Origin of the sequence: Pseudomonas fitomaticsae (genome assembly GCF_021018765.1) — a bacterium.
Classification (GTDB): domain Bacteria; phylum Pseudomonadota; class Gammaproteobacteria; order Pseudomonadales; family Pseudomonadaceae; genus Aquipseudomonas; species Aquipseudomonas fitomaticsae.
The window spans coordinates 3,445,337-3,466,419 of record NZ_CP075567.1 but is presented as its reverse complement, the minus strand read 5'-3'; the positions used below and the strand labels follow the sequence as shown (position 1 = coordinate 3,466,419).

At 60.5% G+C, this 21,083-nt stretch carries 16 protein-coding genes and 1 pseudogene; 14 read left to right on the top strand and 3 right to left on the bottom strand.

Annotated features, from left to right (window positions below; translation table 11 throughout):
• Window positions 1–2: 2 nt before the first annotated feature.
• The 3 genes from KJY40_RS15480 to KJY40_RS15470 form a co-directional block, all read right to left on the bottom strand.
• Window positions 3–545 (bottom strand): DUF3833 domain-containing protein, encoded by a 543-nt coding sequence (locus tag KJY40_RS15480; RefSeq protein ID WP_230730982.1) that lies wholly within the window; start codon window positions 543–545, stop codon window positions 3–5.
• Window positions 546–929: 384 nt separating this feature from the next.
• Window positions 930–1,091: a hypothetical protein gene (locus KJY40_RS15475; RefSeq protein ID WP_230730981.1), complete on the bottom strand. Its 162-nt coding sequence runs from the start codon at window positions 1,089–1,091 to the stop codon at window positions 930–932.
• A 247-nt stretch (window positions 1,092–1,338) separates the two neighbouring features.
• Window positions 1,339–2,457 (bottom strand): SMP-30/gluconolactonase/LRE family protein, encoded by a 1,119-nt coding sequence (locus tag KJY40_RS15470; protein ID WP_230730980.1) that lies wholly within the window; start codon window positions 2,455–2,457, stop codon window positions 1,339–1,341.
• Between the two features lie 117 nt (window positions 2,458–2,574).
• On the opposite strand from KJY40_RS15470, the pseudogene KJY40_RS15465 reads away from it, so the two are divergent.
• The 14 genes and pseudogenes from KJY40_RS15465 to KJY40_RS15400 all read left to right on the top strand — a co-directional run.
• Window positions 2,575–3,084 (top strand): annotated as a pseudogene (locus tag KJY40_RS15465) (LLM class flavin-dependent oxidoreductase); the annotation flags it as partial.
• Window positions 3,085–3,329: 245 nt separating this feature from the next.
• Window positions 3,330–3,839: a sigma-70 family RNA polymerase sigma factor gene (locus KJY40_RS15460; RefSeq protein WP_230730979.1), complete on the top strand. Its 510-nt coding sequence runs from the start codon at window positions 3,330–3,332 to the stop codon at window positions 3,837–3,839.
• Window positions 3,839–4,786 carry a FecR domain-containing protein gene (locus tag KJY40_RS15455; RefSeq protein ID WP_230730978.1) on the top strand — a complete coding sequence of 316 codons (948 nt, stop codon included), beginning with the start codon at window positions 3,839–3,841 and terminating at the stop codon, window positions 4,784–4,786. Before KJY40_RS15460 ends, KJY40_RS15455 begins: the two co-directional genes overlap by 1 nt.
• 68 nt (window positions 4,787–4,854) lie before the next feature.
• On the top strand, window positions 4,855–7,257 hold the full coding sequence (locus KJY40_RS15450; RefSeq protein WP_230730977.1) for a TonB-dependent receptor: 2,403 nt from the start codon (window positions 4,855–4,857) through the stop codon (window positions 7,255–7,257).
• A 347-nt stretch (window positions 7,258–7,604) separates the two neighbouring features.
• A complete protein-coding gene (locus KJY40_RS15445) occupies window positions 7,605–8,981 on the top strand; it encodes a diaminobutyrate--2-oxoglutarate transaminase (protein ID WP_230730976.1) in 1,377 nt (458 codons plus the stop codon).
• A 258-nt stretch (window positions 8,982–9,239) separates the two neighbouring features.
• The gene (locus tag KJY40_RS15440) at window positions 9,240–11,024 is read left to right on the top strand and encodes an IucA/IucC family protein (RefSeq protein ID WP_230730974.1); all 1,785 of its coding nucleotides are present in this window, start codon (window positions 9,240–9,242) and stop codon (window positions 11,022–11,024) included.
• A complete protein-coding gene (locus tag KJY40_RS15435) occupies window positions 11,017–12,240 on the top strand; it encodes a type III PLP-dependent enzyme (protein WP_230730971.1) in 1,224 nt (407 codons plus the stop codon). The genes KJY40_RS15440 and KJY40_RS15435 overlap by 8 nt, the downstream gene beginning before the upstream one ends.
• Entirely contained in the window at window positions 12,237–13,655 is a 1,419-nt protein-coding gene (locus KJY40_RS15430; protein ID WP_230737699.1) for a DHA2 family efflux MFS transporter permease subunit, read from the top strand. Before KJY40_RS15435 ends, KJY40_RS15430 begins: the two co-directional genes overlap by 4 nt.
• Window positions 13,656–13,677: 22 nt before the next feature.
• A complete protein-coding gene (locus KJY40_RS15425) occupies window positions 13,678–15,540 on the top strand; it encodes an IucA/IucC family protein (protein WP_230730969.1) in 1,863 nt (620 codons plus the stop codon).
• Window positions 15,534–16,307 (top strand): HpcH/HpaI aldolase family protein, encoded by a 774-nt coding sequence (locus tag KJY40_RS15420; protein WP_230730967.1) that lies wholly within the window; start codon window positions 15,534–15,536, stop codon window positions 16,305–16,307. Before KJY40_RS15425 ends, KJY40_RS15420 begins: the two co-directional genes overlap by 7 nt.
• 4 nt (window positions 16,308–16,311) lie before the next feature.
• Window positions 16,312–18,168, top strand: a complete 1,857-nt coding sequence (locus KJY40_RS15415) for an IucA/IucC family protein (RefSeq protein ID WP_230730965.1) — start codon at window positions 16,312–16,314, stop codon at window positions 18,166–18,168.
• Between the two features lie 31 nt (window positions 18,169–18,199).
• Entirely contained in the window at window positions 18,200–19,063 is an 864-nt protein-coding gene (locus KJY40_RS15410; RefSeq protein WP_230737697.1) for an ABC transporter substrate-binding protein, read from the top strand.
• Window positions 19,060–20,049: a FecCD family ABC transporter permease gene (locus KJY40_RS15405; protein ID WP_230730963.1), complete on the top strand. Its 990-nt coding sequence runs from the start codon at window positions 19,060–19,062 to the stop codon at window positions 20,047–20,049. Before KJY40_RS15410 ends, KJY40_RS15405 begins: the two co-directional genes overlap by 4 nt.
• Window positions 20,042–21,073 (top strand): FecCD family ABC transporter permease, encoded by a 1,032-nt coding sequence (locus KJY40_RS15400; RefSeq protein WP_230730961.1) that lies wholly within the window; start codon window positions 20,042–20,044, stop codon window positions 21,071–21,073. The genes KJY40_RS15405 and KJY40_RS15400 overlap by 8 nt, the downstream gene beginning before the upstream one ends.
• Window positions 21,074–21,083 lie beyond the last annotated feature (10 nt).

The window sequence follows — 21,083 nt, the reverse complement described above, 5'->3', positions numbered from 1 at the left end:
GTTCATTGGCTTGCTTCGGTGCCCTGGCGGCGGAAGAACAAGGTCACCTGACCGACTTCCACACCGAACTTGGACATGCTGGTGCGGTTGATCAACGTGTCCTCGTCCATCAGGTACATCCAGTCGTCCATGCTCACTTCATAGGTCGAATCGTCGACCGCCAGGTTCAGGCGATAAACCCAGTGCACGGCGTTCCCGGCAATCTGGCCCTGGGCAGCGCCGATCACATCGCCGGCGCGACCGCTCCAGCGTCCCGGGCCCTCGGGCGTCAATGTCCATACGCGGTGCTGGCGGGTGCCGTCGCTGTACAGGAAGCGCTCATCGAGAATCAGGTTGTTGCCTTCGCGACGGCTGACGATCGTGACTTCAAAACGCTTGGTCACTTCGCCGCCGGGCTTCTGAAATATCCCCCAGGCTTTGACGGGCTGGCTGAAAAAGCGCTCCAGACTCAGTGCCGGTTGTTGATCGGCATAACGTGTGACATCCACGTTGCTGCAGCTTGCGAGGTTGAGCATCAGTGCCAGTAACAGCAGTAATCGAGTCATTGCCTTGCTCCCTGATCGCAGGTGTTGAGGGAGAACGTTCGAAGTTTTTTCTTGTACGCAGTGAGGGGTGCGTACAGGGTTATAGGCGTCTCATTAAGGTATCTCGTGACGGAATCTCGCGTGGGAGCGTATCCGTAGCAAAATAAATTGTACGCGGATAATGCGTTTGTATAGGTTTTAATCAAGATAGGCGGAAAAATGCCAGCTGACAATGAAGCGGCATTTTTTCGTGTAGAGAGGAAGACTCACTTCACAGCGTGAAGCTTTTCTTGTGTAGAGGGGAGAGGGGAGAGGGGAGAGGGGCGAATATTGATCCGTGCGCTGCCTGGCGCCATTGCCTGCACGCAGAAAAAGGCCCGGATTCATCCGGGCCAGTTTTGCACGTCAGCGTGAATCCGCCTTGCTGACAACTTCGGCGGATGATCTTTTCCGGCGTCTCTGAAGCCAGCTATGGAACGCATGTACGGGATGGAGGATGGCGGTCAGTACGCCAATCAGCAGGATGGTGAAGAGGATGATCAGCGGGAGGCTTTCGTGCGAGAACATGGTGGGTTACTCCTGTAGTCACTATGTCGTAACCCGCAGACTAGACGCATCGAAGCCTGTTTTCGATGAATGAATGTTCATCCTTGAACGCTGCTGGTGTGTTACGGCGAATCTTCCGGGTGCATTGTCAGAATGATCTTCCCAACATTCCTTGAAGACTCCATTCGCCAGTGGCATACGCATCCCTGGCTGCGCGGCGAGATATTGTTTCGATGCTCACGAAGCGATCGCGAGATGAACGGCGTTTTTACACAGCAAACGTAGTCCCGCGAGTATTCACAAAAAGCGAGTAGATCGAGTGACTACTTGCCATGAACAACCTGTTCCCTTCGCGCCCCCCGAAGCACAGGTTCGGGCAGCGCTCTGGCAGCGAAATATGGCCGATGGCCTTGCCCTGTGGATTGAAAACACGCACGCCGTCGAGTTTTTCCAGATCGGCCCTGGGATCACCATTGCCGCCCCAGCCGCACCACAGGTTGCCCGCTTCGTCGCACTTGATACCGTCGATTGCCGCGTAGTCCAGCCCCTCGATGTGCTTGCGGCGCTCGCCCAGTGTGCCGTCTTCCTTCACGGCAATTGCCCAGATCAAGCGATTGGGTTTGGCGCGGCCTTCGACGACATACAGGGTTTTTTCGTCGGGACTGAAGCACAGGCCATTAGGGCCGTTAAGGTCGTCGATCACCCGAGTGACCTTTCTGCTCTCACCATCGATGCGGTAAACGGCGTGGGGTTGGCTCGGGGTGATTTTGTGGCCTTCGTAGTTGTTGCCGGTCTGGAATGGCGGGTCGGTGAACCAGATCGATCCGTCACTTTTGCAGACGATGTCGTTGGGCGAGTTGAAGGGCTTGCCATCAAAGCTGTCGGCCAGCACGGTGATCGTGCCGTTGTATTCGGTGCGTGTGACGCGGCGGCCTTCGCTGGTGGTGGTAGAGCCTTCGCAGACGATAAGACGCCCTTGGCGATCCCGGCACATTCCGTTGGAGAAGTTCGAGTGTTCACGGTACACAGTGAAGGTCTCGGTGATTTCGTCCCAACGCATGATGCGATTATTGGGGATGTCGCTGACCAGCAAATAGCGGCCATCACCGACCCAGACCGGTCCTTCGGCCCAGCGCATGCCGGTGGCGAGCTTTTCCACACTGGCGTTGAAAATACGCAGGTCGAGGAAGCTGTCGTCGAGGATATGAATCAGTGGATCCGGGTAGCGTTGACTCAATGGTTCGGCAGCTTCAGAGAGACTGGGCAACAAGGCGCTGCCGGTGGCGAGCGTGGCGGAAACAGCGAGGGACTTCTTCAGGAAGCTGCGGCGTGTATTGCCTTTTACCTGTTCGAGGTTGTCAGGCTTGGCGGACAGGGATGAGTCCATGTCGCGATCTCCGTGGTTTTATTTTTTTTGGAGACGCAGTAATAGCCTGTGATAGGACATCGTACAAGTTATTTGTTATCCAGGTCTGGTCGGGCTTGGAGATTAAGTCCTTCGCCCGAAATCGAAGCCCAGCGTAAATACGACGAGTTGCAAAGCACCTATCACTTGCAGGCACAACTGGTCAGTTACGCCGGCGACACCGGCATCGACATCAGCCGCTACGCCGACAGCGATGCACTATCGACGCACACCGAAGGCCTGACCTCTTACGTGATGCGCCCTGATGGCAGTGGTCAGCCGCTGACGACGGGTGATGTGAAAAAGCGCTTCGCCAGCGTTACTCGTGGCAGCGACCTGATTCTGGTCGATACACCGCAGCAAGTCGCCGATCGCATCGAAGAGCACGCGCGAATATCCGGCACCAGCGGCTATATGCTCAACCCGCTGATCAGCCCAGGCAGTCTTGAGGACTGTGTCGAACTGGTCATTCCCGAACTGCAAAAGCGTGGGCTGTACCGGAATCAGCCACAAAGCGGCACCTTCCGTTCGCGGTTAAGGGCAGATCACTCCAATCACCTGCCTGCCTCGGCTTATGGGGCTTCGTTCCGCTTCGACAAGGCGCTTTAGGCTGACGCTCAGCACCTGTTATTCCAGCGCTGCGCAGGGAAACAGGTGCGCCAGCGGGTCGAGCGAGGTCGTCGCGGCTTTGGTGGCCGTGCCGGGTGTGTAGGAAAAAATTCGGGGCTTTGCGCCTTCCTAAGCCGTGTTCCTACCGATATTTGCGATTTATCCAACAGAAAAGGGCTTGGTTTCGCAGTGAAACATTAATTAGAATCAGTCTCATTTATATCCTTCGCGCAGGGTCTCTTGAGATGATTGAAGCAGCGACGCCACCGGAGCACAGCCTACACACCTTGTACCGAGACCACCGAGGCTGGCTGGAAAACTGGCTGCGAAAGCGCATGGGTAACGCGTGGGATGCGGCGGATCTGAGTCAGGACACGTTCATGCGGGTGTTGTGCAGTTCACAACCCGTCGCCGAAATGCGCGAACCGCGCGCCTATCTGTTGACCGTCGGCAAACGCCTGCTGAGTAATTTCTATACCCGACGCAGTCTGGAAAAAGCTTATCTGGACGCGTTGGCCCACTTGCCTGAAGACTGTGTCCCGTCCCCCGAGCAGCGCTGGGTAGTGCTCGAAACCCTCCAGGCGCTCGATGAACTTCTCGACGGTTTGCCCCGGGAAGTTCGTCGCGCATTTTTGTGGAGCCAGCTCGAAGGCCTGGGCTATCGCGAAATCGCCGAACGCCTGCAAGTTTCCGAACGTACGGTCAAACGCTACATGGCCCAAGCCTATGAGCATTGCCTGCTGGTGGACTGGTGATGCGCGCGGCACCTTCCAGCGAAGCCCGCGAGATTGCCCGGGCGGCTGCGCAGTGGCTGACATTGCTGGAGTCCGGCGAGGCTACCCAGGACGATCAGGCGCGCCTGCAGAACTGGCGCAACAGCCATAGTAGTCACGAGCATGCCTGGCAAAAGGCGCAGATGCTGCGTCAGCGTTTTTTCGGCTTGCCGTCGGTATTGGCGATGGCCACGCTTGATCGTCCTGATCCTGCTCGCCGTGCCGCACTCAAACGGGCGCTTGGGGTGGCGGCGCTGGTGCCGACTGCATGGCTGATCGGGCGCCAGCTGCCGCTGGATGTCTGGCGCGCCGACTTGCAGACCGGCACCGGCGAACACAAACGCATTCCCCTGGCCGACGGCAGTACCTTGCAACTCAATACCGCGAGCGCCGTGAACATCGACCTCGGTGCTCGCCTGCTGACCCTGGTGCGCGGCGAAATGGCGCTCAACGTACCCGGAACCGCACCACTGACCATTCAGGCGCCTTATGGCCGGATCATCGTCAGTCGCAGTGAAGTGTGTGTGCGTCTCAACGAGCGCGATTGCCGCGTGTCGGTCGTCAGCGGTGCGGTGCGCCTGCAACCGCTGCAAGGCCCTGAAATGTTGCTGAACGCCGGACAGCAAGTGAGCCTGCAGGCCAATGGTGCAGGGGCCGTCGGTGCGTTCGATGCGCTGCTGCCCGGATGGCGTGACGGGGTGCTGATGGCACAGAATCAGCCGCTCGGTGAGTTCCTGCGTGAACTCGGTCGTTATCGCCCCGGCCTTTTGCGTTGGGAACCTGCGCTGGAAAGCTTGCGGGTTACCGGCAGTTTCCGCCTCGACAACACCGACCGCATCCTGTCACTGCTGGCCGCCAGCCTGCCGCTGGACGTGCAATCGCGCACCCGATTCTGGGTCACGCTGGTTCCTCGAAAAAATATTGCCTGAAGCCTGTCCCTTTTTTTCGCCTCGCCGGTCATTCCAGGTAAGTGAACAAAAAACGAGAGCTTCTTCCAATGCCCGCAGTATTCCCGAGTCGTTTGCGTCCGTTGTTGCAGTTGAGCCTCATGCTGAGCCTGAGTGCCAGTCCATTGTTGATGCCGGTGAGCTGGGCGGACGAGGCCGCTCGTCGCAGCTACCAGGTGCCCGCCGGCAGTCTGAGCGCCGCACTGACCCGGTTTGCCGGGCTGGCCGGGGTCAACCTGTCGGTGGATCCGGCGCTGGTCAGCGGTCGCAGCAGCAACGGCCTGTCCGGCGAGTATGGTGTCGAGGAAGGCTTCGCCCGTTTGCTCGCGGGCTCCGGCCTGCAACTGCAACCGGTCGGCGAGCAGGCATATATCCTGATGCCGGCACCGGAAGGCAGCAGCCTGCAACTGGCACCGACTTCGATTCTCGGCGCCAACGACGAAACCGGCGGCGACGTATATGCGGGTGGCCAGGTGGCGCGCCGTGGTTCGCAAGGCCTGTTGGGTTCCCGCGATTTCATGGAAACGCCGTTCAGCATGACCACCTACACGAGCGAGGCGGTCAAGAACCAGCAGGCCCGCACCCTGGGTGACCTGATTGCCAGTGATCCCTCGGTCCGCGCCACCAACCCGGCCGGCGGGCGTTACGAGCAGTTCACCATTCGCGGTTTCAGTCTGTTCAACAGCGATGTGGCGTACAACGGTCTGTACGGGGTCTTGCCGACTTACACGATCGACATGGAAATGGCTGACCGCGTCGACATCCTCAAAGGCCCGACCCAGCTCATCAACGGCATTTCGCCACGGGGCAGCGTCGGCGGCGGCATCAACGTGGTGCCCAAGCGCGCAACCGACAAGCCGATCACTTCGCTGACCGCCAATTACGCGTCCAACAACCAAATTGGCGGCGCCGTGGATGTCGGGCGGCGCTTTGGCGAAGACAATCAGTTCGGCCTCCGATTCAACGGGGTCAAGCAGTCCGGTGACACCGAGTGGGATCATCAGAGCGTCGACCGTGACATGGCCGTGCTGGGGCTGGATTTTCGCGGTGAACGCCTGCGTCTTTCCACCGACGTCGGCCGTACCGAACGTGATACCGACGCCCCGCAGGAGCGCGTGCAGGTCGGTGCCAATGCCCGCGTCCCGAGTGCCAGTGAAGTCAGACACAACTATGCGCAGCCCTGGAGCAAGGCCCGTACCAAGGATACGTTCGGAACGGTGAATGCCGAGTTCGACGTCAATGATTCCACCCTGTTGTACGGCGGAGTCGGTGTACGCAAAAGCAATCATGATTTCCTTCGGCACGCGGTAGCGGTCACCAACGACAAAGGCGACTTCAGCGTCCAGCCTCGGGATTTCACCCGTGACGAAAACGTCCGTACCGCTACGGCCGGGGTGCGCAACTGGTTCCATACCGGGCCGGTGAGCCATGAAATCAATCTCGCCGCCAGCTACTTCTACATGGACTTCGAGAACGGTGGTGCGCGCTATGCGGCCTCCCCGAGCAATCTCTACAACCCCGTTGAAACGCCAACTCCGGTGCGTCCGACGCGACAGGATCCGGAGGTCTATACCGAAAACCGTTTCAGTGGTGTAGCGCTCGCCGACACGATGGGCTTTTTCGATGATCGCTTGCTGCTGACGCTGGGCGCCCGCTGGCAAAGGGTGAAGGTCGATGACTGGAGCGACGATGTCAAAGGCGACACCGCCTACGATGAAGAAAAAGTCTCGCCATCCGGCGGCATCCTGTTCAAGGCCACCGACAAACTGTCGCTGTACGCCAACTACATGGAAGGCCTGAGCCAGGGCAAGATCGCACCGTCGACGTCGGTGAACGAAGACGAAATCTTCCCGCCGTTCATCAGCCGTCAGGTCGAGGTAGGCGCAAAGTATGACGCCGGTTCGTTCGGCCTGACCGCCGCAGTCTTCCGGATCAAGCAACCGGCCTACGAGACCAATGCGGTGACCCGGGTCTTCGGCCCCAACGGCAAACGCCAGAACGATGGCGTGGAACTGACGGTGTTCGGCGAACCCCTCCAGGGTTTTCGTCTGCTCGGCGGTGTCATGTACATCGACAGTGAGTTGACCCACACCACCAACGGCACGTTCGATGGCAACCGCGCACCGGCGACCCCGAAATTCAACGTCAATCTCGGCGCGGAATGGGACGTACCGAACGTGCAGGGCCTGACTCTGACCGGGCGTGGCATCTACTCGAGCTCGCAATACCTGGATCAGTCCAACGACAAGCAGATCGATGCCTGGGAGCGCTTCGACGTGGGTGCGCGCTACGCGTTCAAAGTCGACGAAAAGAACATCACCCTGCGAGCCAACATCGAAAACGTCGCGGACAAACGCTACTGGAGCTCCGCCGGTGCGTCCGATGACAGCGAGCCAGGGCTGACGCTTTCGACACCACGAACCTATCTGCTTTCGGCAACCGTCGACTTCTGAAACGAGGAACCTGGCCCATGGAAGGGCAGCGCAGGAATGTTCTGAAGGTATTTCACGAAGCAAGGAACTCTATGAACAACACTACTCAGTAGTTATCCCGATACTGTGCAATGAATTACTGCTAATAAAGATAATAAAAAGTTGAGCGTTGCATGAAAAAAGTATGGCCATATCATGGCGCATCAGTTGATTTTTGTTCGGGTTTAACGACTTGCAATTTGTTGTGCGCGTAGGTTTTTAAACAGAAAATATCGTTATGTAAATATTCCAAAAAATTGCCAACTGCCTGTTGCATGAATTAGTTGATGGGAATAGTTTTCATATCGAAATTGACCGAGGGTAATCCGATGTTGAATGATGGCGCATTGCACATTAGTCCTCTGCAAAAGACCAATGCCGACTATTTGGTGCGACAGGGAAAGTTTGAATCGAATGTTCGAAGTTATCCGCGCAAGTTGCCTCTGGCCATTGCCAAGGCAAGCGGTGTCTGGGTAACGGATGTCGAAGGCAAGACCTATCTGGATTGCCTGGCCGGTGCCGGGACGCTAGCGCTCGGGCACAATCACCCGGCCATCATGGACAGTATCGGCAGCTTTCTGGCTTCCGGCCTGCCGATGCACACCCTGGACCTGACGACCGAGGTCAAGGACGCTTTCAGTGAAACCCTGCTGAGCCTGTTGCCGGGGCAGGGCGAGGGTTACTGCCTGCAATTCTGCGGTCCTTCGGGGGCGGATGCGGTAGAAGCCGCGCTGAAACTGGCCAAAACGTTCACCGGTCGCCACAACATCATCAGTTTTTCCGGTGCCTACCACGGCATGACGCACGGCGCGCTGGCCCTGACCGGCAACCTCGGGCCGAAGAACGCCGTCGCCGGCCTGATGCCCGGCGTGCAATTCATGCCGTATCCCCATGAGTACCGCTGCCCGTTCGGCTTGGGCGGTGAGGCTGGCACCGAGGCGCTGACCCATTACTTCACCCAGTTCATCGAGGATGTCGAGAGCGGGGTCACCTTGCCGGCAGCCGTGATCGTCGAGGCAGTGCAGGGCGAGGGCGGGGTCAACTGCGCGCCGGACAGCTGGCTGCGTGCGATCCGTGACGTCACGCGCAAGCACGGGATCCTGCTGATTCTTGATGAAGTGCAGGCCGGTTTCGGTCGCACCGGCAAGATGTTTGCCTTCGAGCATGCGCAAATCGAGCCGGACATCATTGTCATGTCCAAGGCGGTAGGTGGCGGTCTGCCGATGGCGGTGCTGGGCATCAAGCGCGAATTCGACGCTTGGGAACCGGGCAATCACGCCGGCACCTTCCGTGGCAACCAGATGGCCATGGCCACCGGGCTTGCAACGCTGCAGGCGCTCAAGCATCAACAGCTTCAGGCCCAGGCCGAACGACGCGGTCAATGGCTCAAGGATCAGCTTAACGGTTTGCGCCAACGGTATCCGGCCCTGGGTCAGGTGCGCGGTCGGGGCCTGATGCTCGGCATTGAGATCGTCGACGAACGCCAGCCGGCAGATCGTCTCGGGCATTTTCCTATGGACCCGGTACTTTCCGTCGCCATCCAGCAGCAATGCTTCAAACAGGGACTGCTTCTGGAGAGGGGCGGGCGCCGGGGTAATGTCATTCGTTTATTGCCTCCGCTGATTATTGATGACCAACAATGCCAGCAAGTGATTCAGCGATTTGAAACGGCACTTGAAGCTGCTCTGCTTGAAGTTCGTGCGTAATCGTTTGTTTAAAAGGTGTTTGAGCCTGGCGAACGTTATATAGAGAGCGATCAGGGTGAATGGTCGAACCGCCGCTTAAAGAAAGCACTTCAGTGATGAGCGCTTTTTCAGAAACTTTCGGTAATCGATTGTTTATTTAATTCTCGCCGGGATGACTTTTTTAAAGTTGCTGTAGTGCGCTCCGTAAGTTGGCGCAAGCGCTTGTTCTTTGTCCCGGCAAACGTAACCAGTGACCTCACGGGCTGCTGTGGAGTACCTATGAATCAAGCAGATCGCAATGTTGTATCAAGAATGGTCAGTGAGTTGGCGAGTACCCGCGCCTTGCTCAATTGTTTGATCAAGGAGTTCGCCTTGCCGGAAAACTGCCTCGATTATCGCTGGCCCAGTGATATGCAAGGCATCGCGCCTGGCTGTTATCTGGAAGGCCTGCAGTGGAAGGGCATTCCGCTGACGATCAGCCTGCCCAATGAGCAACAGTTCTTTGTCATGGTCGATCGTCGTGACCGTCTAGGCAGCCATCGTTATCTGTCGGACGTCTATGCCCGTCAGGGTCAGGGGGATTGGCGTTGCCTGGGTTTCGCCGAGTTTGCCGCAGAGTTGCTGGGTGCCTGCGAGCACATGACCCGTGCCAGCAATGAAGAACTGCTCGACCAGGTATTGCAGAGCCAGGGTCTGACAGCCGCGATCGTGGCGCACAACATGGACAATCAGCGCCCGGCACCGCTCAGCAGCTACCTGGCCAGCGAGCAGGGTTTATGGTTCGGTCATCCCAATCATCCGGCACCCAAGGCCCGCTTGTGGCCGGCGCATCTTTCGCAGCAGACCTACGCCCCCGAGTTTCAGGCGCAAACCGCGTTGCATCTGTTCGAAGTCCCTCGGCAAGGACTGCGCGTTACCGCCAACGGCCTCGATGAAAGCCAGGTCATGGCCGGGTTTGCCGATCAGCAGCGGGCCAGACCCGGTCACGCGATGATTTGCATGCACCCGGTGCAGGCGCAGTTGTTCATTCAGGACCGACGCGTGCAGCAACTGCTCGAACTGGGCGACATTGTCGATCACGGTGCCACCGGTCCGATCGCCAGTCCCACGGCGTCGATGCGCACCTGGTACATCGAAGGTCATGACTACTTCATCAAGGGGTCGCTGCATGTGCGCATTACCAACTGCGTGCGCAAGAACGCCTGGTATGAGCTGGAAAGCACGCTGATCATCGATCAACTGTTCCAGCGTCTTCTGCAAACCCAGCCGGATACGCTGGGAGGTTTGTCGGTGATTGCCGAGCCCGGTTCGATGAGCTGGGCGCCGCCCCAGGCCAGTGAGGCGGACGCCCATTGGTTCCGTGAACAGACCGGCGCGATCCTGCGGGAAAACTTTTGCCTGCGTTCCCGTGCCGATCGCAGCGTGATGGCCGGCACTCTGTTTGCCCACGACATCCATTCTCGCCCCCTGGTGCACGGCTTCCTGCAAGCGGCATTTGGCCAGGAACCTGACGACGAACAACTGGTGGAATGGTTCGACCGCTACCAGGCCCTGTTGCTGCGCCCGGTGCTGGCGTTGTTCTTCAACCACGGCGTGGTGATGGAACCGCATCTGCAGAACACAGTGCTGGTCCACGATTCAGGCCAGCCGCAACAGCTGCTGCTGCGTGATTTCGAGGGGGTGAAACTCACCGAAGAACTGGGCATCCGGCAGATCGATGTCGGGCTGCACCCACGGGTGCGCCAGTCGCTTCAGTACAGTCGAGCGCAGGGCTGGAGCCGGATTTCCTACTGCCTGATGATCAACAACCTCTCCGAAGCCGTGTTAGCCCTGAGCTGGGAACGCCCGCACCTGGCCCCTGTGATGTGGCAGCGGGTGGAGCGCCAACTGCGTGTCATACGCGATGAGCTGACACGTCCCACGCCGGAACTCGATGCGCTGATCGCCGGTCAGCCGATCGCCTGCAAGACCAATCTGAAAGTGCGCCTGAGCGCCCAGGCGGATCGCGCCGCCGGCTACGTCAGGCTCGTCTCACCCTGGAGCGAGGAGGCCCGTTATGGCTGATCTGACGGTTCCCGTTCTGGAAGCGATCGATCGTGTTCGGGCCGCGAATCCGGATCCGCTGGCGGCATTCATCTACGACCTCGACGCGTTGCAGGCCCATGTGCGCGAGGTGATGGACGCACTGCCGCCGAAGGTCGAGCTGTATTACGCGATCAAGGCCAACAGCGAAGCGCCCTTGCTTGAGGTTCTGGCGCCGCTGGTCAGTGGTTTCGAAATTTCCTCGGGAGGCGAGATCGAGCGGGTGATGACTTGTCCGATCCGCAAACCCTATGTGTTTTCCGGCCCCGGCAAGCTCGATTCCGATTTGCGTGCCGCGCTGGCCCATCAGGTCGAAGCCATTCACGTTGAAAGCCTGAACGAGATCGAGCGCCTGCAACGGCTGGCCAATGAAGCGGGGCGGGTACAGCCGGTGTTTATTCGGATCAATCCTCAGCTCCCGGCACAGCAGTCGAGCAAACTGGCCATGGCCGGCACGGCGACGCCCTTCGGCATCGATGAATCGGAGCTCGGCGAAGCAGTGCAACGGGTCGATCGCGCCACGCATTTGTGCCTCAAGGGCTTTCATGTGCATGCCATGTCGCACCAGATGTCGGTGGAGCGACACGAGCAACTGCTCGATTTCTATTTGCAGCGCTGGGGCGAATGGAAAACCCTGGCCGCCTACCCGGAGCAACTGACCCACCTGAATGTCGGCGGCGGGATCGGCGTCGATTATCTGGGCGGACAGCGGTTCGACTGGCAGCGACTGTGCCGTTATCTGGAACGCCGCCTGGACGATCAGCCCGATGCGCCGATCCTGCGCTTCGAGCCGGGGCGGTACATCAGTGCGTTCTGTGGTTACTACGTGATCGAGGTGCTGGACACCAAGACCAGCCATGGCGAGCACTTCATCGTGTGCCGTGGCGGCACTCATCAGTTCCGCCTGCCGGCCGCGCAAAGCCATGACCACCCACTGATTCACCTGCCGCAGACTCCCCCGACCGCCGAATCGACCGAGCGCAACTGGACCGTGGTCGGGCAACTGTGTACGCCCAAGGATGTCCTGAGCCGGCAGCAGCCGCTCACCGGTGTCGAAGTCGGGGACTTGCTGGTACTGCCCATGGCGGGGGCCTACGGCTACAACATTTCCCACGCCGACTTCCTCTGCCATCCACGGCCGCCACAACATTTCGTGCATCGGGGCGCATTGCTCGAAGGAGTCGGCCTGTGGCAGTGAGTTTCAATCCCGCACGGCGCTGGGTGGTGCTGAATGTGCTTCTGGGCACGCTCACGGTCAGCCTCAACAACAGCTCGCTGAATCCGGCATTGCCGGCCTTCATGACGGCGTTCGAGATCGGGCCGCTGCTGGCAACCTGGATTGTTGCGGGGTTCATGACCAGCATGGGCGTGACCATGCCGCTGACCAGTTTTCTCAGCCAGCGCCTGGGCCGCAAGCGCCTGTATCTGTGGGGCGTGGCGCTTTTCATCGGCGGTTCGCTGATGGGCGCGCTGGCAGATTCGATTGCCATGGTCATCGCAGCGAGAGTGGTGCAGGGCATCGCCAGCGGGCTGATGATTCCGTTGTCGCTGGCGATCATTTTCTCGGTGTATGCCAAGGATGAGCGAGGCCGGGTGACGGGGCTGTGGGGAGCGGCGGTGATGCTCGCACCTGCGGTCGGGCCTCTGTGCGGCAGCTTGCTGCTGGAGTGGTTCAGCTGGCGGTCGCTGTTTCTGATGAATGTGCCGATCGGCCTGATTGCGCTGCTGATGGGGCTCGGCGTTCTGCCGGACTCCGAGCCGACGGAGCGCAAACCCTTCGACCTGACAGGCTACGTGCTGATCGCTTCGGGCATTGGTTTGTTGATGGTCGCCATCAGCCGGATGCATCACGCCGATACGCTGCTCGAACCGGCCAACGTCGGCATGTTGCTGGCAGCGGTGGTCTGTCTGGTGGCGTTCGTCCGGGTCGAGCTACGCCGCGAGGCGCCGCTGCTCAACCTGCGAATCTTCGCCTTGCGCGGTTACCGGTTGAGCGTGGTCATTGCCGTTGTGCAGTCGGTGGGCATGTTCGAGTGCCTGGTGTTGCTGCCCCTGCTGGTGCAGACCGTGCTGGGGTACAGCGCAGTCTGGACCGGCCTGTCGCTGTTGTGCACGGCGGTGTTCGCCAGCCTGTTCGGGCGCATCGGCGGCAGTGCACTGGATCGCCACGGGCCACGGCGGGTGGTCGCGATCGGCCTGTTGCTGACGGGCCTGTCGACCCTGGCGCTGGGCTTGCTCAAGAGCGACGCAGGTATCGGTCTGGTGTTCGGCTTGATGATGGTTCGCGGCGCCGGCCTGGGACTGTCTTACATGCCGGTCACCACCGCCGGGCTCAATGCCTTGCCTGAGCCGATGGTCACCCAGGGCGCGGCGATGAACAACATTTCCCGGCGGCTGGTTTCGTCACTCGCGATTGTCATTGCATCGCTGTGGCTGGAGTTCCGCCTTGCTGCCGCCGGTACCGAGGCACAACTGACGGCAACACCTTCGGCGATCAGCGAAGTGTTCTTTGCCACCGGCCTGCTGATCCTGCTGGCACTGCCTTGTGCCTGGCGTTTCCCTCTTTCCGACGAGACGGCCGAGCCTGTGCCGGCCGCGCTCGAACATCGTTAACGCATCTTTGGAAGGTATGAACATGACGACGACTTTTTCGACATTCTCTCAACCGTCTTCGACGCCGGGTGCCTGGCTGACGAGCGTCGATACCGGTATTTATCAAAAGGTGCAGCAGCGGGTCGTTGGCCAGTTGTTGCAGACGTTGCTCTATGAAGCGGTCCTGCCTTATCGCAACCAGCCAACAGACAATGGCCAACAGCTTTTCGTGGTGATGGGGCGCGACGAGCAACAGTCGCCGGTGGAGTACCGCTGCAAAGGCCTGCTCAGCGACAGTTTTCAATTGATTCGCCTTGATCCGCAAACGCTGGAACGCGTGGACAGCCACGGCGAACGCAGCCTGCCGGATCTGCACCAGGCCTTGGCCGAACTGCTGGAGGACTATCAGGACAGCCCGCACCTGGCGCGCTTCATTCAGGAACTGGAACAGACCGAACTCAAGGACCTGCAGTCGCGCAGCCAGGGCTACTCGGCCGACTGCGCACCCCATGAGCTGGACGTCGACGCGCTGGAACAGCACTTCATGGACGCCCACAGTTATCACCCTTGCTACAAGTCGCGCATCGGCTTTTCGCTGGATGACAACCGGGCCTACGGGCCGGAATTCGCGACACCGATCAACGTGGTCTGGCTGGCGATCGCGCGCAATCGGGCGTCGGTCAATCATTCCCGGCACATGGATTTTGCGGCGTTCATCAAGCAGGAAGTGGGCGCACAGCGCTGGCAGCAGATCGTCGATCAATTGGCTGGCCGGGGCCGGTCCATCGAGGACTATGCCGTGCTGCCGGTTCACCCGTGGCAGTGGGAGAACGTGATTGTTCCGGCGTTCTACAAGGAGCTGGCCAGTGGCGAGCTGATCTGGCTCGGGACGTCGGATGACCAGTACAAGGCGCAGCAGTCGATTCGCACGCTGGCCAATGCGACAACCAGAGAGCGGCCATACGTCAAACTGGCGATGAGCATGACCAACACCTCCAGCACGCGGATCCTGGCGCGGCACACGGTGATGAACGGGCCGATCATCACCGACTGGCTGCAGCAACTGATTGCCAGTGACAGCACCGCCCGTGCGCTGGATTTCGTCATCCTCGGCGAAGTGGCCGGCGTCAGTTTCGATTACAGCCATCTGCCGCAGTCGCGCAGTGCGCAAACCTACGGCACCCTCGGTGCGATCTGGCGCGAAAGCCTGCACTCGTACCTCAAGGCAGACGAACAGGCCGTGCCGTTCAACGGCCTCAGCCACGTCGAAAACCGCTACGGCGATGCACCGCAGCAGCCTTTTATCGAAGCGTGGATCCGCGAGTACGGCCTTGAAGCCTGGACCCGACAACTGCTGAAAGTCACGGTGCCGCCGATCATCCACATTCTTTACGCCGAAGGCATTGGCATGGAATCCCACGGTCAGAATATCGTGCTAATCGTGAAACAGGGCTGGCCGCAGCGGATCGCCCTGAAGGACTTCCACGATGGCGTGCGTTACTCGCCTGCGCATCTGGCGCGCCCGGAACTGTGCCCTGAACTGGTGCCGCTGCCAGCCAGTCACGCAAGGCTCAATCGCAACTCGTTCATCCTGACCGACGACGTCAACGCGGTGCGGGATTTCTCCTGCGATTGTTTCTTCTTCATCTGCCTGGCGGAGATGGCGATTTTCCTGCGTCAGCACTATCAGCTCGAAGAAGCGCAGTTCTGGCGCATGACCGCTGAAGTGATCCTCGATTACCAGCAGGCCCATCCGCAGCACCGCGACCGGTTCGGCCTGTTCGACGTGTTCGCGCCGCATTACGAAGTGGAGGAGTTGACCAAGCGTCGTCTGCTTGGCGATGGCGAGCGGCGTTTCAAGTCGGTGCCCAATCCATTGCACGTCCACAGGCCGCAAGCATGCTGAGAGTCAATCAACTGAAACGCAAACTGGCGACCGGGGAGGCGGTGTACGGTCTGATCAGCTCGATTCCGGCGCCAGCCGCCATCGAGTTGATCGCTGAGGCCGGTTTCGACTTCGTGATCATCGACATGGAGCATGTGCTGATCAACCCGGAAACCGTCGAGAACATGATTCGTACCGCCGAGTCCTACGGCATCACGCCGCTGGTGCGGGTGGCGGACCTGAATCCGAAAACCCTGTTGCGGCTGCTTGACGGTGGTGCCCAAGGCATCGTGCTGCCGATGATCGAATCCGCCGGGCAAGTGGCGGCGGCCATCGCCGCGTGCAAGTACCACCCGCAGGGCGTTCGCAGCCTCAATGCCGGACGGCCCGGATCGTTCGGCAAACACAGCCTGGCGCAGTACGTGACCGAAGCGAACGAACAGATCATGGTGGTGGCGATGATCGAAAGCGCCGAGGGCGTGCGTTGCGCCGCAGAGATCGCGGCGGTGCCCGGCCTGGACATGATTCTGGAAGGCGCGGCGGACCTGTCGCAGTCCTTCGGCATGCCCTGGCAGATCGATCAACCGCCCGTGCAGCAAGCCCTGCTCGACACCTGGCAGGCCACCCGCACGGCTGGCATCGCGTATTGCGCCATCCCTCGCCAGAGCGGTGACCTGAGTCGCTGGCGTGAGCGCGGGGTCAACGCCTTTGTCCTTGGCGACGAACGCGGCATTGCGTTTCGCGCCCTTCAGGCCCGACTGGCCACTCTTTCTCAAGAAGGAAACTGATTCGATGAAATTCACTACTCAGGCCGCCGACATCGTGATGCAGGACTTGATTGACTGCCTGTTGGCCGAAGACTTTTTTGGCCGCGAGCCATTGTCGATCCTTTCTGCCGGGCAATGGCGCCAGGCTCATCCGCAGGCACCGGTCCTTGATGGCGAACATATCTGGGAATGGTGCTGCGACGCGCAGGAACGGCGTTTCATCAGCATCGCGCTGCGGCCCGGCATTACCCAGCAGTGGGAGAAAGTCCCGGGCACTGCCGTGCTGGCCCGGCAGGAAGAACACTGGGTGCGACTGTCCCCGGTGGAGTTCATGAAGCACGTGTTCACGGGCATGGGGCCACGCTTTGCCGATAACGAGAAAGGCCTGACGCTGTTTCTCGAAGTGCTGCACATCAGCATCTGGCAGACCGCGCTGTCGCAGGAACATCAGGTTGACGACACGCACCTGATGGCGCGGGACGGGGCAACGTTCTTCCGGATCATGGAGCAGTGGGCGTCGCTGCGCGATCGTCCGTACCACCCGCTGGCCAAGGCCAAGCAGGGGTTGCTGCAAAGCGAATACCTGCAATACCAGGCCGAATTCGCCGAGCCGGTGGCGTTGAACTGGGTCGCGGTGCGCAAGGACATGCTGCAGGGCGGGGAAGGGGTGACGGACCTGGAAACCATCTATCCGGCGCGCTATCTGCTGCCGGCGGACTTGCAGAAAAGCCTGGCGGCCGAACTGGCGTCGCGGGGGATCGACGAAACGCATATCGCGCTGCCGGTCCATCCGTGGCAATTCGAGCACGTGCTGCAAGGACAACTGGGGGCCGAGTTCGACCGTGGCGTGTGCCAACGCCTGGATTTCCAGGAAGCTTCAGTATTCGCCACCTCGTCGCTGCGCTCGATGACGCCCTGCTTCGACAGCGCCGACTATCTCAAGCTGCCGATGGCGATCTATTCGCTGGGCGCCTCGCGTTATCTGCCGGCGGTGAAAATGATCAACGGCGGGCTCAGCGAAAAACTGTTGCACCAGGTGCGAACCCTCGACCCGGTGCTGGCGCAAACCCTGCACTTGTGTGACGAAAGCAAGTGGTGGGCCTTCATGCCGCCGCAGGCGACGCTATTCGACGAGGCGCCTCGGCACCTGTCGGCGATGGTGCGCAGTTATCCGCAGGCGCTGCTCGACGATCCCGATTGCCGCCTGTTGCCAATGGCTGCGCTCGGCACACCGCTGCCCGGTAGCCAGCGCCACTTCTTCGATGAATGGATGAGCTATCGCCAACTGCCCGTCGAGGCCAGTTCGGTGCTGACCCTGTTCGGCGAATTGTGCGAGCGCTTCTTCGACGTCAACCTGCGCATGTTCCGCCTGGGTATGCTGGGGGAGGTGCACGGGCAGAACGCGGTGCTGGTCTGGAAGGCCGGTCAGGCTCAGGGCCTGCTGCTGCGCGATCACGATTCGCTGCGCATATTCGTGCCATGGCTGGAGCGCAACGGCATGGCCGACCCGCAGTACCGGATCAAGAAAGGCCATGCCAATACCCTCTATCACAATTGCCCGGAAGACCTGTTGTTCTGGCTGCAGACCCTGGCCGTGCAGGTCAATGTGCGAGCCATCATCGACACGTTGTCCTCGGTGTACAGCGTGCCGGTCACGGCCCTCTGGACAACCTTGCGCACGGTGCTGGAGACCCTGATCCGCCAAATCGACTTTGACGACGCGGCCCGCGCCATGCTTCAGCGTCAACTGTTCGACGCGCCACGCTGGCCGCAGAAATTGCTGCTGACGCCGATGATCGAACGTGCCGGCGGGCCGGGGAGCATGCCGTTCGGCAAGGGCGAAGTGGTCAACCCGTTCCAGCGAGTGGCTCATGGCGGTTGATCCTCAGGGGCTGATCGGCAGGCGCAGTTTGATGCGCCTGTCCCTCGGCATGCTGGCGCTGCCGCGTATTGCGCTGGCGGAACCGTTGCGGCTGGTGACACTTTTTCAAGGGGCGACCGACAGTGCCGTCGCGCTGGGAGTGACGCCGTGTGGGGTTGTCGATTCATGGAGCGAAAAGCCCATGTACCGCTATCTGCGCCCGGCCGTGCAAGGCGTGCCGCATGTCGGGCTGGAAACCCAGCCCAGCCTTGAAGACATCGCCTTGCTGCGACCGGATGTGATTGTCGGCTCGCGCTTTCGCCATCAACGCATCGCCCCTCTGCTGGAGCAGATGGGCACAGTGGTGATGCTCGACGAAGTGTTCGAGTTCAAACAGACGCTGGCCTTGATGGGGGCGGCGTTGCATCGTCAGGCGCAGGCGACTCAGGTGCTGGTGCAGTGGGACCAGCGGGTAGTCGCCTTGCGTCAACAGTTACAGGCCCGATTCGCCGGGCGCTGGCCGTTGACGGTTTCGGTGCTGGATATTCGTGAAGATCACATCCGCAGCTATTTGCCAGCGAGTTTTGCCGGCTCCGTGCTGACTGAGCTGGGTTTTGCCTGGACGCCAGCGGCCCGGGAAGCCCGCGGGGTGTCGCTGAAAATCACCAGCAAGGAAAGTCTTGCGGCCGTTGATGCCGATCTGTTTTTTATCTTCCAGCGCAGCGAGAGTCAGGGCGTACAGCGCAATTATCAGAACCTGGTGCAGCATCCGCTTTGGCGGCAATTGCGTGCGCCTCGCGATGGCCTGATCTGGCGTGTCGACAATGTGGCCTGGAGCCTGTCCGGCGGCATTCTCGGGGCCAACCTGATGCTTGACGAGATTGCGCGAGTGACTGCCATGGAGGCCGCTTCATGAGAGAAGGCGTGAAGCTTCTGGGCTTGTTGCTGGGGTTGTTATCGAGCGTGTTGTTGAGCCTGGCGGCGGGAGCGAACTGGATCGCACCGGCGCAGGTTCTTGATGTCCTGATCCATCCGGATGCGTTGGGGCTGTCCCACGAATGGGTGGTGACTACGCGGTTGTCGCGGACGCTGATGGCGCTCGCGGTCGGTTCCAGCCTGGCGGTGGCCGGCGCCTTGATGCAGGCACTGACCCGCAATCCGCTGGCATCACCGGGACTGTTCGGGATCAACGCAGGCGCGACGTTCGCGATCATTCTCGGCACGTCGGTGTTTGCCTTGAGCGCTCCGCAGCAATGGCTCTGGTGTGCATTTCTGGGGGCGGCGGTGGCCGGAAGTCTGGTCTGGATCATCGGCAATCGGGGGCAGGGCAGCCTCAATCCGTTGCGCATCGTACTGGCGGGGGCGGCCATGACGGCGCTGTTTTCGGCGTTCAGCCAAGCGTTGCTGGTGGTCAATCAGGAAGGCCTGGATACGGTGTTGTTCTGGCTCGCAGGTTCACTGTCCGAACGCGACCTGGGATTGGCGACGCCTTTGTTGGTGGTCGTGCTGGTGGCTATGGCCGGCGCATTGTTGATGGCCGGGCAGGTGAATGTGCTCAACGCCGGGGAGGCGATCGCGACGGGGCTCGGGCAGCGGACGGGGTTGATCCGACTACTGCTCGGCGTGCTGATCATCTGCCTGGCGGGCAGTGCGGTGGCGCTGGCCGGCAGCATCGGTTTCATCGGCTTGCTGGTGCCGCACATGGTGCGCAAGGGGTTGTCGGTCGACCATCGCTGGTTGTTGTCGGGCTGCGCGTTGGCCGGTGCGATGTTGTTACTGCTGGCCGATACGCTGGCGCGGGTGGTGATCCTTCCGCAGGAAGTGCCTGTCGGCGTCATGACTGCGTTGTTCGGTGCGCCGTTCTTCATTGCGCTGGCGCGGCGAGGAGGGCGCTATGAATGACTCGCTGATATTGCGGCGCGCAGGGTTCTCGCGGCGCATTGACCTTTCTACCCTCTGGCGTCTGCTCGCCGCGCTGGTGTTCACGGCGATGGTCATGCTGGGCGTGCTTTCGCTTGGCAAGGTCAACCTGTCGCCGCTGACCGTGGTGCAACTGCTCTGGCAGGGCGGGGATGAGCGTCTGGTGTTCATCATCAAGCAGCTTCGGCTGCCGCGGTTGTTGCTGGCGGCGCTGGTGGGCTCGGCATTGGCGGTGTCGGGACTGATTCTGCAAAGCATCATCCGTAACCCGCTGGCGTCCCCGGATCTGTTGGGCATCACCAGTGGTGCCAGTGCGGCGGCGGTGTTGTACCTGTCGTTTTTCTCGGTGCTGCTGGGTCCGCAGTACCTGCCGCTGGCGGCAATGGGCGGTGCCGGACTGGCGGCGTCGAGCATTTATCTGTTGGCCTGGAAGCGTGGAGCGTCGCCGCTGCGGCTGGTGTTGATCGGGGTCGGCGTGTCGGCGCTGCTGACCGCGCTGACAACGTTCATGCTGGTGTTCAGTCCGTTGACCACCACGCTTTCTGCTTATGTCTGGTTGACCGGCAGCGTGTATGGCGCGAGTTGGCCTGAGCCTCGAGCCCTGGCGGAATGGCTGCTGGCGATCATGCCGATTCTGGTACTTCTGGCGCGTCTGGTGCGGTTTCAGCAACTGGATGATGCACTGGCCCAAGGTATCGGCGTTCGGGTGCAGTGGCTGCGCGCCGGGTTGTTGATGGTCAGCGTGGCGCTGGCCGGCGCTGCGGTGGCGTGGGGCGGGGCGATTGCGTTTGTCGGCCTGATTGCGCCGCATATCGCCAAGCGCCTGGTGGCTCCGGGGTTTGCCGGGCAAGCGGTCATGGCGGCTCTGGTCGGTGCGAATCTGGTGGTGCTGGCCGACCTGATCGGGCGCAGTCTGTTTCTGCCACTGGATCTGCCCGCCGGGATTTTTGTCGCCGTGTTGGGGACACCGTTCTTTCTTTATCTTTTGATCAACCAGCGGCATTAAGGAATGACTG

Coding starts and splice junctions, on each gene's coding strand:
- KJY40_RS15480 (WP_230730982.1), bottom strand. CDS start 545: ATGACTCGATTACTGCTGTTACTGGCACTGATGCTCAACCTCGCAAGC.
- KJY40_RS15475 (WP_230730981.1), bottom strand. CDS start 1,091: ATGTTCTCGCACGAAAGCCTCCCGCTGATCATCCTCTTCACCATCCTG.
- KJY40_RS15470 (WP_230730980.1), bottom strand. CDS start 2,457: ATGGACTCATCCCTGTCCGCCAAGCCTGACAACCTCGAACAGGTAAAA.
- KJY40_RS15460 (WP_230730979.1), top strand. CDS start 3,330: ATGATTGAAGCAGCGACGCCACCGGAGCACAGCCTACACACCTTGTAC.
- KJY40_RS15455 (WP_230730978.1), top strand. CDS start 3,839: ATGCGCGCGGCACCTTCCAGCGAAGCCCGCGAGATTGCCCGGGCGGCT.
- KJY40_RS15450 (WP_230730977.1), top strand. CDS start 4,855: ATGCCCGCAGTATTCCCGAGTCGTTTGCGTCCGTTGTTGCAGTTGAGC.
- KJY40_RS15445 (WP_230730976.1), top strand. CDS start 7,605: ATGTTGAATGATGGCGCATTGCACATTAGTCCTCTGCAAAAGACCAAT.
- KJY40_RS15440 (WP_230730974.1), top strand. CDS start 9,240: ATGAATCAAGCAGATCGCAATGTTGTATCAAGAATGGTCAGTGAGTTG.
- KJY40_RS15435 (WP_230730971.1), top strand. CDS start 11,017: ATGGCTGATCTGACGGTTCCCGTTCTGGAAGCGATCGATCGTGTTCGG.
- KJY40_RS15425 (WP_230730969.1), top strand. CDS start 13,678: ATGACGACGACTTTTTCGACATTCTCTCAACCGTCTTCGACGCCGGGT.
- KJY40_RS15420 (WP_230730967.1), top strand. CDS start 15,534: ATGCTGAGAGTCAATCAACTGAAACGCAAACTGGCGACCGGGGAGGCG.
- KJY40_RS15415 (WP_230730965.1), top strand. CDS start 16,312: ATGAAATTCACTACTCAGGCCGCCGACATCGTGATGCAGGACTTGATT.
- KJY40_RS15410 (WP_230737697.1), top strand. CDS start 18,200: ATGCGCCTGTCCCTCGGCATGCTGGCGCTGCCGCGTATTGCGCTGGCG.
- KJY40_RS15405 (WP_230730963.1), top strand. CDS start 19,060: ATGAGAGAAGGCGTGAAGCTTCTGGGCTTGTTGCTGGGGTTGTTATCG.
- KJY40_RS15400 (WP_230730961.1), top strand. CDS start 20,042: ATGAATGACTCGCTGATATTGCGGCGCGCAGGGTTCTCGCGGCGCATT.